Raw genomic sequence first — 14312 nt, forward strand, 5'->3', positions numbered from 1 at the left:
TATTGCCGCAGCTAATAATATTGTATGGAAAATATCTAAAATTGTGGCCTATTTGGTAGCCGAAAAAATACCTGAAATTTGGAACGCGAGTTTTTTTAAGATTGATTCGAATAAAGGTAAAATTTTGCTAGAATATTTAATATCTATATCGGGGGTAGTTAAATAGAATGGACAACAAAATAAGGCCAATTTTACAACTTAGCTTTTCTAGATTTTATAAATTATGGTCCTAAGAATAGTTTAAATTTAAAAGCATTAAAAATTGTGCTACATTAGACTAGGGTTGGTCATTATAATTGCTTAAAACTTATTAGTGATAGCTGAAATCTATTTGACTTAAAAACTATTTAAATTGTGATTTTATACAGATACAATATCAAAAATAGCAAAAAGGAGCCAATCGTGAGTGAAAAGCCAAAAAAAAATGGTAAAAAGCCTAAAGTTGACGGGATCGAGCTTACTCTAAATGGCAAAAAGCGGGTATTTAATATTAGTGATCCCAAATTGCCCGATTGGATTGAAAAGCAGGCAATGACATCAGGCGGTTATCCCTATACGCAAAAGATGAACCGTGATGAATATGAAAAAATGCTTTTGGCTTTACAGATCGAGCTAGTGAAATTACAAGGTTGGCTGCAAGATCAAGGTGGTAGGGTCGTTATCTTGTTTGAAGGACGCGATGCAGCAGGAAAAGGCGGTACAATTGATGTATTACGTCAATATTTAAATCCGCGTTCTGCACGAAATGTGGCGCTACCAAAACCGGACGAAACTGAAAATGGGCAGTGGTATTTCCAACGCTATGTACAGCATTTTCCAACTCGTGGTGAATTTGTAACCTTTGACCGTTCTTGGTACAATCGTGCAGGAGTTGAATCGGTTATGGGTTTTGCAAGTCCTGCGCAAGTGGATCTATTCTTATCCGAAGTTCCTTCATTTGAGCGCTTGATTGTTTCTGATGGTATTCGTTTCTTTAAATTTTGGCTCGATATTGGGCAAGAAATGCAGTTGAAACGTTTCCATGAACGCCGTCATAGTGACCTAAAACATTGGAAATTTTCAACAATGGATGAGGCGGGCATTTCCAAGTGGGATGACTATTCCAAAGCAACAGAGCGGATGGTAACTGTTTCGCATAGTGCTATGGCGCCTTGGACGATTGTACGCTCTAATGACAAACGTCGGGCTCGTTTGGCGGTTATTCAGAGAATTTTATTATCAATTCCCTATACAGATCGCGATATTAATGCCATTGGTGTGGAAGATGGTAATATTATTGGTCATGGTCCATCATTCCTACGCGAAGGGGATGGATTTGAAAAGAATTTTACCTCTGATGATAAATCCTAACCAGCGTGAGATTTAAAGCTTTGATATGAGATTATGTTCGACTTATACCTTCCGTAGTCTCAGACTGCTTTTAAGCCTTATCACTATCGTGGCTTTGTTGCTACCATGGTCAAGTCACGCCCAGCAGCGTGACTTACCACATTTTTTTTACAGCAAAATAAAACCAGTAAAGCCTGACTTGAGCCAATATGAAAGGGTGCGGTTTTTAACTATAGTTGATTTTCCACCCTTTAATTATATCAATAATGATGGTGTGCTATCGGGCTATAATGTTGATCTTATCAGAGCTATTTGCGAAGACCTTGATATTGTTGCGCGCTGTCAGGTTGAAGCTTTGCCGTTTGATGAGCTGCAAAAACGCCTTTTGGATAAGGGGGGCGAAGCTATTATTGCCGGCCTAAGTCCAACAATGGATAACCGCCAATATTTAAGATTTTCTCATGTCTATATCGCATTCCCCGCCCGTTTTATTGGTTTTGCTAGCAATATTATGTCGGAGCCACTGAGTGATAAACTTAATGGCACAAAAATTGGTGTTGTTGCAAAGACTGGCCATGAAATTATGGTGCAGAGTTACTTTCCAAAAGCTGAAATCATCAGCTTTAAGGATTACGACACGCTTTATAGTGCAGTGTTAACCGGTGATGTTGTACTTGGTTTTGGTGATGGCATGCGCTTTTCGCTTTGGCTTTCGCAACCTGATAATGGCGGTAAAGCGCAATTTGTTGGTGGTCCTTATTTGAATAAAGCATTACTTGGCGGCGGCATGCAAATTACTGTGCGTGAGCAGGATGAAAGTCTTGCCAAAGCCTTTGACTATTCACTTGGCCGATTGGAGCAAAGTGGTAAGTTGCAAGAATTATATTTACGTTATTTTCCAATTGGCTTTTATTGAAATTGTGAATTTTATTGAAATCGCATTTTTAAAAAACTGCCTTTAAAAAAAGGGGCTTTTTGCCCCTTTTTATTTTTAATATTAATTAATAAGGGTGAGGGCGGGTTTGCCGTCAATAACCGCTTTTATATTATCAATAACACATTGTCCCATGGCTTCACGGGTTTCATTGGTAGCGCTGCCTTGGTGCGGTGCCAGTACCACATTATCAAGGGTTAAAAAAGCAGGGTTAATTTTAGGCTCATTTAAAAACACATCAAGCCCTGCGCCAGCAATAAGCTTGCTTTGTAAAGCCGTGATTAAAGCATCTTCATCAATGACTGAGCCGCGAGCAATATTAATAAGCACGCCTGATGATCCAAGTGCCTCTAACACATCCTTATTAATAATTTTTTCTGTTTCGCCATTGGCGGATATTGCAACAATTAATGCATCGCTATCCTTGGCAAGTTCCACAACATTGGGATAATGCGGCCAAGTTAAATTTACCTTTGGGCTACGATTATAATAGCGTGGCAGCATGCCAAAGGCTTGCGTGCGCTCCGCAATGTCCAAGCCAATGGCACCAAGCCCAACAATCCCAACTTTTTTGCCGCGAATAGATGTGCCTAGCGGGAATTTTTCACCCTTCGCCCAAGTGCCAGCTCGAATGAATTCATCGCCCTTAACAATTTGGCGGGTAAGTGCCAATAAAAGCGCTAAGGCCATATCAGTTACATCTTCGGTTAAAATGCCAAGAGTGGTCGTGACATCAATATTGCGGCGGCGCGCCTCTTTAATGTTAATTTTGTCAAAGCCGACACCAAAAACCGCGATGAGCTTTAAATTGGCTAGGCGATCAAACCAACTCTCATCAAATCCCGTCATTGGCGAAACGACAGCATATTGAACGCTTTTTAGAACATCATCGCTAGGATTATCCTTGGCGAATATTGGTGTTGTAACTGCTTCGATACCAGCGATAATTTTTGCTGGCAAGCTGTTATCAAGAATTAGGCACGATGGTAGCATAAAAACTCTCCCTAAGCTAAAGGCTATAAAACAAGTATATAGCAAGTTTAACAAGGAACGGCACAAATAAATGTTATTTAAGTTTTTCTTAGTAAAGCATGTTCCATAAAACATGGTGCGCCAACTGTATTGTTTCCCCAATGGATTTTAAATATGGATCGTGCTAGATTTGCTAGGAAAATAGATTTTTCTTATTTTTGTTAAATATTTGGCTTTAACAGCAATTAACATAAAACATGGTTTATCGCCCGTTGATTCCAATTATCTCGTTTTGTTTGGCTGATTGATAATTTAAAACCTTGCTTGCCATTATTATTGGTAATGGCTTGTTAATTTTGACTTTTACCTATGCTTTACACGATAAAATGCTACAAAATGTCATAAGCTTATAGACAAATGCTAGGTTTTTGTGCTATCGGCTCTTCACATTCTTCTTGATAGGTAATCAAGAGCAGAAGTTTTGACTTTATTTTAATAAGATCACCGGTTCTATTGTAGTGCTTATGTGCTGCTTAATTGATAGCAATCGTGTGAAAGTTTAACCAATATAAAGATTGCATGTAAGTGCATCTTTTATGGAGAAAAGCAGGATTACAAGTGCAGGTACTCGTTCGCGATAACAATGTTGACCAAGCGCTGCGCGCGCTTAAGAAAAAAATGCAGCGTGAAGGTATCTTCCGCGAAATGAAAATGCGTGGCCATTATGAAAAGCCTTCTGAAAAGCGCGCCCGTGAAAAGGCTGAAGCTGTTCGTCGCGCTCGTAAGCTCGCTCGTAAGCGCGCACAGCGTGAAGGTTTGGTTTCAGGTCGCGCTGCTCGCTAATTTCTGCGTTGCAAGAATCAAAAATACAATTATTGAGGGCAGGCGTTTACGTCTGCCTAATTTATTTTTAGATCACATTTATTTATAGAATCAGCTTTTATCTGGCGTTTGCTTAAGTTTTATAAGCATGGTCAACACCAATATGATCTTCATTGAAATGATATGCTTTAATGGGAAATAATGTGATTCCATTAAATATTAATGGGTCTATAATTACATTTAACCTGCTCCAAAATATACATGACCCACTATTTGCAGGGTGTGATGAGATGAAGCACTAATGGTGATTTGGCTATAGTGTAAATCATATTTAAATAAATTATGACTATATTGCAGCCAATTATGCCATTCATAATTGTTTGTAGTGATTCTGCCTTGATCTTGCCATAATAATCATTAACGGCAATTTAAATAAGGGGTGGCACAAGTTGTAACTTTGTTTTTAGCCTGTCATTATCTAAAAATGCGACATTATTTGCATGTTATTTTATAATGGAAAAATTTTGATATGCATTTTAGTGTGGTCGGGCTTCTTTAATTCTTGGGATTTAATATGGGTAAATTTCGTTTGAGCCTATGTGCTGTTTTGTTGCTTGCAGGCTGCACTACAACAAATTTTGTTGGTACTGCTGAGGATCTTGCGCAGGGGTCCAGCGAGAATATTTCTTCGCTCAGCGCGGTTATTCGCAATAATCCTAATGACGCTACTGCTTATAATGTGCGTGGTTCAGCCTATGGGCGTGCGGGTAAATATAGGGAAGCGATTAATGACTTTAATACAGCATTAAAGCTTAATCCGCAATTTGCTGCAGCTTACGCTAACCGTGCTTTGATTAATCGTCATATGAAAAACGATCAGGCAGCTGTAGCTGATTATTCGCGTGCCTTGGAGATGGATCCAGGTTATACGTCCGCGCTTGTCGGGCGGGGTAATGTTTATCGTGAAAATAACCAGCTTGATCTTGCCTATAATGATTTTTCACAGGCAATTTCACTTGGTACCACTGATGGTCGTGCTTGGTATGGCCGTGGTTTGGTTGAACAAGCGCGTGGCCAACATACACAAGCAATTGCAGATTTTGGTGCCGCAATCTCGCGTCAGCCAAGTCAACCTGCGCCCTATAATGGTCGTGGTGTTTCCTACGTCGCACTAAATGATTTGGAAAATGCGCAGGATGATTTTACGGCGGCGGTAAGGTTGGATAAGCAAAATGCTGAAAGCTGGTATAATCAAGCAACGGTATTAGAGCGTCAGGGCAATAAGCCTCAAGCCTTTCAGTCCTATCAACGCGCCTCGCTTCTTGATCCTAAATATCAAGCTGCCCGTGATGGTATGACACGCACTAGATAATATTTGATCTATATTTGGTAAGCTTGCTGTTGATCAAATCAATAGATAGGTGATTACATAAATGTGGGTTTGACCTTGAGTTGCATTTATATTAAAGATCATGCTGCACATAATTGAATGAATGCCAGATTTTTGGCCAAAACCACATTGGATTGAATTAGGGAAAATAGATGCAAAAGAAAACTTTACTTTCCTGCTTGTTTGCCTTGGGTGCATCTGTTGCCTTTGCTATGACACCGGCATCAGCAGATAGTTTAAAAGATGCATGGGCGCAGACATATAAAAATAATCCAACGCTTAACTCTGCGCGTGCTAATGCTCGTATTACCGATGAAGATGTTGCTATTGCGCGCTCAGGAATGAGACCAATTATTCAGGGAACAGGTAGCCTATCACGTTCTCGCTCGGCTCAAACGGGGTTGTACACCAATAGTGGGTCTTTAGCTATTCAAGTTAGCCAGTCATTGTTTGATGGTTTCCAGACCGCTAATAATGTACGTGCAGCACAAGCTCAGGCAGCAGCTCAGCGTGAGGCTTTGCGAAATGAAGAGCAAAATCAGCTAACCAATGCCGTATCTGCCTATGCTGATCTTTATGCAAAGCAACAGATCGTTGGTTTGCGTCGTCAAAATCTTGCAGCCTTGGATGAGCAAGTGCGCGTTGATCAGTCGCGCCTTGATGTTGGTGAAGGTACGCAAACCAATTTGGCGCAGTCGCGTGCAGCTCGCTCGCAAGCCTTATCAGAATTAGCCCAAGCAGAAGCTGCGGTTAAATCTGCACAGGCCTATTATCGCCAAATTATCGGTGTTGAACCAGGCCAGTTAGAACGTCCTGCGCTAGCAAAGGCGCTCGCTGCTAATTTGAATGCTGGTTATACAATTGCAGATACAGAGCATCCTGCAATTGTTGCTTCAAAATACGCACTTGATGCGCAGCAATTTAATGTTAAGTCGAAAGAAGGTGCTTTATTACCACAGGCTGACCTTTCTGCTAGCAGTTCCTATAATCATATTTATAAAGGTCTCCCAATTGGTGAAGGCCGTGCCAATAGCGCTGGCGTTTCAGTTACTGTTCCGGTCTATCAAGGTGGGCGCTTGTCGGCGCAAGTTCGTCAATCTAAAGAACAAGTCAGCCAGGCAACGGTTGAAGTGGAAGTATCACGCGACACAGTACGCAGTGCTTTGACGTCTGCTTGGTCTCAGCTTGAGGGGGCCCGTTCTGCTGTATCTGCTTATAATGATAGTGTTAAAGCGGCACGAATTGCTTTAAATGGTCGCAGTGAAGAATATCAAGTTGGCCAAGCAACTACTCTTGATGTTTTAGAATCTCGTTCAGTGCTGATCAATGCGCAAATTGCTCTTGCGCAATCAGAGCGTGATACGGTGATTGCGAGTTATAATGTGCAATCAGCTTTGGGGCGCATGACTGCTGATTACTTAGGGCTTGATGTTGATAAATATGACCCTATGAAACATTATGATGCAGTGCAAAAAAAGTGGATTGGTATTAATACTCCACAATAGAAAGTACTGCTTTTCCATTAGATTTAACTAATATTAATTTAGAACTATTAGAGTTTATAGTAATAACTATAAACTCTATTATTTTATTTGGAACTTTTTTATTGATTTATATTTTATATTGCATTAGTTGTTTCCCTATTATTAATTTATTCGGTTATGGGAAAAATTATGCAAAATAACTTCAATGTAAATCCAGAAGAAGCAAAGGGTTTTGTGAAAAACCTCTTGAGTTTAGATAAGTTTGTTACACCAAAACTTATACATGTATTTTATATTATAGGTTTAATTTGTTTGGCCATATTCTTTGTGGTAACTCTCTTTAGCGCTTTGATGGCTATTTTACAGGGCAATCTTATGGGGGGATTGGGGGTTTTATTGTTGTCTATTGGTGGAACAATAATATATACGCTTCTTTTGCGCGTCTCTGTTGAAATGACAATTTTGGCATTTAAAAATAACGAGTATTTGAAAAAAATTAGTGAAAAATAGTTAGAAGATAACTTTTTAGATCTAATGATTTAATTATATTGATGAGAGCACCTTGAATTTACTATTGAGTTCAGGGTGTTTTTATTTGATTTAGACGTAAGACTTTTGTTTCAGATTATCATTACTTGTACTTAGAAGAAAAGGCTTAAAATATAAATATGCGGCGCCATAATTATCTATAGGGCTAAAACAAAGCTATTTGATAATATTAGGTTAGATAGGCAATAAAATATATATTGTTTTAAAAAGAAATTAACTGTGCTATAATGTAAAAATTGTTAAATGTGACGGGCTCTAGGAGGCATTCTGGAGGCCGTTTCTTTTTTGCATACTTTGTGTTTGCAAGTGTAAGAAAGGACAGGACATGGATAACGTCCCAATGACCAAGGCTGGTTTTCAACAGCTTAAAGAAGAATTGCGTGAGCGCCAACAAGATGGCAGGCCAAAAATTATTGAGGCAATTGCTGAGGCACGTGCACATGGCGACCTTTCTGAAAATGCCGAATATCATGCGGCGAAAGAAGCACAAAGTTTGAACGAAGGGCGCATCCACGAGCTTGAAGATTGGATAGCACGTGCTAATGTGATTGATATCGCAAAGCTTTCAGGCGATAAAATTGTTTTTGGTGCGACTGTAACGCTTATTGATGAAGAATCCGAAGAAGAGCGTTCCTATCAGATTGTTGGCGATCAAGAAGCTGATGTGAAAAAAGGGCGTATTTCTATTTCCTCGCCCATTGCGCGCGCGCTAATTGGTAAATCTATCGGCGATACAATTGAAGTGAATGCGCCCGGTGGTGCTCGTTCTTATGAAATTATAAATGTAAGATTTATTTGATAAAGCAATGCGTATATCGTTAAGTGAAACAGAAGTTATTGCCCCGAATTTTAAAAAACGTTTATCGGGGGTAACATCAACCATTGTCCAGCTTATTCCATTGCAAAGGAAAAGCGGTATACGCATTTCGACACTTGGGCCAGGATTGCCAGAAGACCTTCCCTCATTATCATATTTTTCGCTTTTTGGGCTTTGGAAAAAGCCCAAAGATCGTAGGTTTCGTATTTGGCATGCACGCCGCAATGTTGAAATGATTGCAGGCATATTGATGCGCAATATTTTGCGTATGAAAATAAAGCTTATTTTTACCTCTGCTGCCCAACGTGACCACAAGTCTTTTACCAAATTTCTCATTCGGCGTATGGATCGGGTTATTGCTACCAGTGCGCGCTCAGGCTCGTATTTGGAAGTGCCGCATAAGGTGATCATGCATGGTGTAGACTTGGAGCGTTTTCATCCGCCGCGCGATGCCGAAGATGATTTTAGCGCTAGTGGATTGCCGGGAAAATATGCAATTGGTTGTTTTGGGCGGGTGCGCCACCAAAAAGGAACAGATCTTTTTGTGGATGCTATGGTTGCGCTTTTGCCAAATTATCCTGATTGGACAGCGGTTGTCACCGGACGCACCACTGCAGAACATGCTGATTTTGAAGAAAATCTTCGCAAAAAGATTGCCGCTGCTGGCTTGGAAGACCGTATATTTATTTTAGGCGAAGTGCCCGATGTTCGTGTTTGGTACCGCCGTGTCAGCCTTTATGTAGCGCCATCGCGCAATGAAGGATTTGGTTTAACGCCATTGGAGGCAATGGCATCGCAAACAGCTGTGGTTGCCAGTGATGCAGGTGCTTATGCAGAGTTAATTACACCACAAACAGGTAGCGTCGTTGCTGCAGGTGATGGTGAAGCATTAACGAAAGCAATTGCACCTTGGCTCGCCAATATAGAAGATACAAAGGCAGCTGGGCAGCTTGCCTTGCAGCATGTCTGTGAAGCCTTTCCTTTAAGCAGAGAAGCTAATGCTATTGCGGAAGTTTATGAGGAATTGTTTTCTCAAAGCTGAAATTCAATCTATTGGCGCATAAAGATATTATCGTTAATTATACAGACAAAAGGGTAACCTTGATTGGGTGATCTATTCATAATCACTTCTATCATTTTGCATCTAGTATAAGTAATTTAAACGCTTTACTCATAAGGTTTAAAATACCTAATGTCAGCTTGCAAGAAAGTGCAGGCTTATTATTGGTAGTTGAAATGATCTAAGATGAAATTATGATGGAGGCCTCGCCCGGAATCGAACCGGGATACAAGGATTTGCAGTCCTCTGCGTAACCATTCCGCCACGAGGCCTCACAAAGAATATTTAAAATATTCTTCAAATACCAAAACTGAATCACACTTTTAAATTGAAGTGAATTAAGTCAGTAGCAGCTCATTAAGTGATCAAAATCATTCCGTCAAGTAATTCTAAGCGGCTTTACGATTTTTTTTGAACATTTTCGTGAATTCTTACCTTTTTCAGGCGTTTTTGAAAAGCGAGTAGAATGCCACCATCGCATAATGCGGACTTCTTGTTCACGGCGCCACCTTCTTATTTTAGGTGAGTCCTGCGACAGAACAAACAAGCCTACAGGAATCATCCAATATCCAAGAATTGGTAAAAAGCCTAGCATGCCTCCAACAACTAAACTATATCCCAATATTTTCCGCATAAGACGTGATTGGGGAATCGGTATTTTTTGATTGAAAATACGAATCTCATGTCTTTTGGAAGCATTTTTCAAAGTTTTCTTCTTTCACTTTAAAAATTTATAAAATGTTGGTGAATTTATCCACTAATTTAGATAATTTCTGCAAAGAAACAAGTTAATATCACGATTATTAGAAAAATTTGATGAAAATGTGTTTTTCCCTCTTGGCAAATCACTTTTTCTTTTGCTATAGGGCGTTCAGCACTTATTCAATTGAGCACTGTTCCCCGGTAGCTCAGTGGTAGAGCAACCGGCTGTTAACCGGTTGGTCGCTGGTTCGAATCCGGCCCGGGGAGCCACTTTTAAAAATCCAATAAATGACTATATTTCTTACTCTTGCAATGCTTTTGTGATGACTGGGTGCTCATAGAGTTTTCAAATTTAATTCATGACTTCTGATAATCGAGCTATTCACCTTTAATTAAAGTTAGCTATCTGAAATCGCTTTGGTCTTTATGAAAATTGGTGGAGAAGTTATCCCCATTTTTTACTTTTTTGGTTTAATTTTGCATTTTTTTAATTTTTTCTCTTGGCAAATCAGTTCTTCTTTTGTATAGGCATTCATCACCAAGTGATTGAGCACTGTTCCCCGGTAGCTCAGTGGTAGAGCAACCGGCTGTTAACCGGTTGGTCGCTGGTTCGAATCCGGCCCGGGGAGCCATTTCATAATCGTAGATAGTTATTTATCAAGCAGATATCATCTGAATTTTATTTTAGCGCAAATATAATCTAGCTGCATGTCTAAGCGCTAATATTTTTATCTTCTTAATAGTTTTTTCTAAAATATCATCATTTTCAAATCTACAGCCAGTTTTAAGGTAATGTTTGTTTTGTTGGCTTTGAAATTTAAAAAAATCTTTAGATATTAGAACTTTTTCAGATAGCATTTATTAGCATAATAAAAAATATGATAGTTTGGAATAGATCTATTTATTTATTGAATAATTTATATAATTATCGTCATTTTATTGCAATAAAATATGAAAAAAAATAAGATAATATAATGTACGAAGTCTTTTATAAATAGATAAAAGATTATCGATATATCTTGTATAAAATACAATAAATGCACTTGCGGAAATTTTAATTTTATTCAATGATGTATTTGTAAATTATTGCGAAAAGCTTTATGATAACTTTGGATTTAAAAGGGAGTTTTACATGGCTAGAGAAGGCGTTCTTGCCCGTATGGGCCGTTTGATTGCAGGTATTACAAATGCTGCAATTGACAAAGCTGAAGGAACAAATCCCGTAGCAATCGTTGAGCAAGCTATTCGGGAAATAGATGATGCAGCAGAAGAAGCCCGCCTTGTACTTGGCCAATCTAAAGCTGAAGAATATCGCATTAAAACGCGTCGTGGTGCATTGGAAACAGAACGCACTAGTCTTGATGAAAAAATTAGACTTGCTGTTAATGAAAATCGCGATGATTTAGCCAAAGCTGCCATTGCTCGGCAAATTGATCTGGAATCTCAAATTACAGCGCTTGATAAGGCATTAAGCAATATCAATGAAGATATGACAGAAGGGCAGCAAGCTCTTCAAGCAATTTTGGCGACCCGCCGTGAAGCTGAAGAAAGATTAGCAGAATTAAAACGTTCTTTTGCAGCATCTAGTAAAGGTGATGGTATTAATGGCATTAATCCTCGCGATAATGCTAGCGCGCAAGCAGACCGCGCTGCGAGTGCTGTTTCTCGTGTGACTGGCGTACCAAAGGGCGAAAAGAACCAATCTATTGAACTTGATGAATTAGATCGTTTGCACCGTGATCATGCTATTGCCGAGAGGTTAGCCCGATTTAAAACTACCAATTGAGGTTAAAATGGCATTATTATTTGCCCCTGAATGTCGATTTTTTCTTATCGCATTGGTTGTTATGCTTTGCTTGGTAGCTATTGAAGTTATGGCATTATTTACCGGTGCTTCGCTAAGCGATATTGTTGATAATAGTTTCGATTTTTCTTCAGTTGGTGTTATCAATTGGTTTAATATTGGTGGCGTACCGCTGATTATTTTACTTATCTTAATTTTTGCTTGGTTCTCGGCATTGGGGTTTTGTATTCAAGGTGTTGCTAGTGGATTTTATCATCCGATACCGCAATCATTAGCGGTCATTGGCGCCTTGTTCTTGACTATTCCTGCGGTACGGGAAAGCAGCCGTTTGGTTGCACGTTTTGTTCCACAGGATGAGACCTATGCAGTAGAGGTTGATGATTTTATTGGTCATATCGCTAAAGTAACAGTTGGGCCTTTGGATGAAGGCTTGCCGGGTTTGGTACGGGTTAAAGACAAGCATGGCAATTACCACAAATTGCGTGCGCGAGCAGCGCCTAATGTGGGTAAAATGGCTGTTGGTGAAGAGGTTTTATTAGCAGATATGCAAAATCATATATTTATCGCAATTCCATTTTCTGCAGATGAATAGCCATTTAAGTAGAACTTTACCTATTACAGATGAGCATATTGAAAATAAGCGCAGCTGTGGCGGTGCTTAATATTTGACTTAAAAGAGGGAAAATATGGATATTTTACTACCGGTTGGAATTATTCTTATTGCCATTATTGGTGTAGGCTTTGTGTTGGGATCGCTTTATAAGCGTTCATCGCGTGACCAAGCCTATGTTCGTACCGGACTTGGCGGTCAAAAGGTTGTACTTGATGGCGGTTCTATTGTTCTGCCGATTTTCCATTCCACCGCTTTTGTTAATTTAAAAACTTTGCGCCTTGAAGTACGGCGCGGTGAAAATGATGCACTTATCACGAAAGATCGTATGCGCGTCGATATTGGTGCTGAATTTTATGTACGTGTAAAACCAGATGCATCTTCTATTGCCCTTGCGGCGCAAACCTTAGGTGATAGAACCAATAATGCTGAAGAATTGCGTCTATTGATTGAAGCAAAATTCGTCGATGGTCTTCGCTCTGTTGCCGCCACCATGAATTTGGATGAATTGCAAGAACAGCGCGCTGATTTTGTTAAAGCCGTGCAAGAAGCGGTGGGCGCCGATTTACAATCCAACGGTTTGGAGTTGGAATCCGTATCACTGACACGTCTTGATCAAACAGACATTAAGCATTTTAATGCTAATAACTTTTTTGATGCTGATGGTCTTGCCACGCTTACACGTATTACCGAGCAACGGAAAAAAGAGCGTAACGAAATTGTTCGTGATACTGAGGTTGCTATTGCACAAAAAGATCTTGATGCTCGTCAACAGCAATTAGAAATTGAACGCACCCAGCGTCAAACCGAACTTAGTCAAGAGAGAGATATTGCGAATATTGCTGCATCTACTCGCGCTGAGACCGCTCGTCAAGAGCAAGAAGCCCAACGCGCTGAGGAAGAAGCGCGCATTGGCCGCGAGCAAGCCGTGGCAGAGCGTGAGGCAACGGCGCGTCAAGCGCGTGAAACCGCTAATATTGAATCAAAATTGAATGTGCAACGGCGTGAAACCGAAGCACAACGTGATTTGCAACTGATTGCACAAGATAGCTCGATTGCGGTTGCCGATCGTAGTCGTCAAGAATCCGAGGCTAAGGCCCGTGCTGAAGAAGCCCGTGCTGATGCAATTTCAGCGGAAGAAAAAGTTGCGACTGCGCGAGCCGTTGAAATTGCAGAGCGTGATCGTCGCATCGCAGTTATTGATGCACGCCGTCAGGCAGAACAAGAGGCAACTTCGGTTCTTGTTTCTGCAGAAGCTGAACGCAATGCGGCTAATGATAAGGCAACCGCTGTATTAACGCTTGCAAAAGCTGAAGCAGATGCCGCAGCTGAACGCGCGCGTGGTATTTTGGAAATTGGCCGCGCCGAAGCTGAAGCTGAAGCTGCCCGCAATGAAGCACGTAATAAATTAAGCGCGCAGGTTATTGAGTATGAAATTACTCGTGAGCGTATTCGAATCATTCCAAACGCATTGGCTGAAATCGTTAAACCAATTGAAAAAATTTCTGATATTCGTATTTTTGATACCGGTGGTATGCTGGGGCGTGGCGGCGATGGTAAATCAAGTGGTGTTGGCATGGGGGAGGGCTTGGCTGGCCAGTTACTTTCTTATAATGCGCAAATGCCGGTGCTTAATGAGCTTTTAAAGACTGCAGGCTTTGATGACAAGGATGCGGTTGCTTCTTTGTTAAACGAAGCAGTGGGTAAAAAAGAGCAAGCTGCTGATCCTGAGCCATCGCAGCCCAAAGCACCTATTATTAATACCCCCAACAAGAGCTAAATACATTACTATTGTTTATGCCGTTAAATCCCACATTTTAAAAATGTGGGATTTTTTTT

Annotated in this window: 12 protein-coding genes, 3 tRNA genes and 1 pseudogene; 13 read left to right on the top strand and 3 right to left on the bottom strand. The window is 40.3% G+C overall.

All coding sequences use genetic code 11. The features are described 5' to 3' along the window. Positions 1-402: 402 nt before the first annotated feature. Together ppk2 and N6B01_RS03060 are read left to right on the top strand one after the other, a co-directional pair. Positions 403-1350 carry a polyphosphate kinase 2 gene (ppk2, locus tag N6B01_RS03055; protein ID WP_246708124.1) on the top strand — a complete coding sequence of 316 codons (948 nt, stop codon included), beginning with the start codon at positions 403-405 and terminating at the stop codon, positions 1348-1350. Between the two features lie 25 nt (positions 1351-1375). Next, a complete protein-coding gene (locus N6B01_RS03060) occupies positions 1376-2245 on the top strand; it encodes a transporter substrate-binding domain-containing protein (RefSeq protein WP_262079856.1) in 870 nt (289 codons plus the stop codon). Positions 2246-2326: 81 nt separating this feature from the next. Here N6B01_RS03060 and N6B01_RS03065 read toward each other — a convergent pair whose 3' ends face one another. Then, on the bottom strand, positions 2327-3256 hold the full coding sequence (locus tag N6B01_RS03065; RefSeq protein ID WP_262079857.1) for a 2-hydroxyacid dehydrogenase: 930 nt from the start codon (positions 3254-3256) through the stop codon (positions 2327-2329). A 597-nt stretch (positions 3257-3853) separates the two neighbouring features. On the opposite strand from N6B01_RS03065, the gene rpsU reads away from it, so the two are divergent. The 6 genes from rpsU to N6B01_RS03095 all read left to right on the top strand — a co-directional run bounded on the left by rpsU (position 3854) and on the right by N6B01_RS03095 (position 9339). Beyond that, positions 3854-4078, top strand: coding sequence for a 30S ribosomal protein S21 (rpsU, locus tag N6B01_RS03070; protein WP_182418867.1), 225 nt, complete (start codon positions 3854-3856; stop codon positions 4076-4078). Between the two features lie 553 nt (positions 4079-4631). Further along, entirely contained in the window at positions 4632-5429 is a 798-nt protein-coding gene (locus tag N6B01_RS03075; protein WP_262079859.1) for a tetratricopeptide repeat protein, read from the top strand. Between the two features lie 170 nt (positions 5430-5599). After that, entirely contained in the window at positions 5600-6952 is a 1353-nt protein-coding gene (locus tag N6B01_RS03080) for a TolC family outer membrane protein (protein WP_182418869.1), read from the top strand. Positions 6953-7120: 168 nt separating this feature from the next. Continuing rightward, positions 7121-7441, top strand: a complete 321-nt coding sequence (locus N6B01_RS03085; RefSeq protein ID WP_262079860.1) for a DUF4282 domain-containing protein — start codon at positions 7121-7123, stop codon at positions 7439-7441. A gap of 364 nt (positions 7442-7805) precedes the next feature. Then, positions 7806-8279, top strand: coding sequence for a transcription elongation factor GreA (greA, locus tag N6B01_RS03090; RefSeq protein WP_182418871.1), 474 nt, complete (start codon positions 7806-7808; stop codon positions 8277-8279). Positions 8280-8286: 7 nt separating this feature from the next. Continuing rightward, entirely contained in the window at positions 8287-9339 is a 1053-nt protein-coding gene (locus N6B01_RS03095) for a glycosyltransferase family 4 protein (protein ID WP_262079862.1), read from the top strand. Positions 9340-9555: 216 nt separating this feature from the next. Here the strand turns inward: N6B01_RS03095 and N6B01_RS03100 are convergent. Together N6B01_RS03100 and N6B01_RS03105 are read right to left on the bottom strand one after the other, a co-directional pair. Beyond that, positions 9556-9629, bottom strand: a tRNA-Cys gene (locus N6B01_RS03100). Between the two features lie 107 nt (positions 9630-9736). After that, positions 9737-9991: a hypothetical protein gene (locus tag N6B01_RS03105; RefSeq protein ID WP_262080558.1), complete on the bottom strand. Its 255-nt coding sequence runs from the start codon at positions 9989-9991 to the stop codon at positions 9737-9739. Positions 9992-10254: 263 nt separating this feature from the next. On the opposite strand from N6B01_RS03105, the gene N6B01_RS03110 reads away from it, so the two are divergent. The 5 genes and pseudogenes from N6B01_RS03110 to N6B01_RS03130 all read left to right on the top strand — a co-directional run bounded on the left by N6B01_RS03110 (position 10255) and on the right by N6B01_RS03130 (position 14253). After that, positions 10255-10329, top strand: a tRNA-Asn gene (locus N6B01_RS03110). A 287-nt stretch (positions 10330-10616) separates the two neighbouring features. Then, positions 10617-10691 (top strand) — tRNA-Asn (locus N6B01_RS03115). A gap of 485 nt (positions 10692-11176) precedes the next feature. Continuing rightward, positions 11177-11845, top strand: a pseudogene (locus N6B01_RS03120) (PspA/IM30 family protein); the annotation flags it as partial. A gap of 7 nt (positions 11846-11852) precedes the next feature. Continuing rightward, positions 11853-12455: an OB-fold-containig protein gene (locus N6B01_RS03125; protein ID WP_182418874.1), complete on the top strand. Its 603-nt coding sequence runs from the start codon at positions 11853-11855 to the stop codon at positions 12453-12455. Positions 12456-12549: 94 nt separating this feature from the next. Further along, positions 12550-14253, top strand: coding sequence for a flotillin family protein (locus N6B01_RS03130; RefSeq protein ID WP_262079864.1), 1704 nt, complete (start codon positions 12550-12552; stop codon positions 14251-14253). The last annotated feature ends 59 nt before the right edge of the window (positions 14254-14312 follow it).

Origin of the sequence: Bartonella sp. HY406 (genome assembly GCF_025449315.1) — a bacterium.
Taxonomy (GTDB): Bacteria; Pseudomonadota; Alphaproteobacteria; order Rhizobiales; family Rhizobiaceae; genus HY038.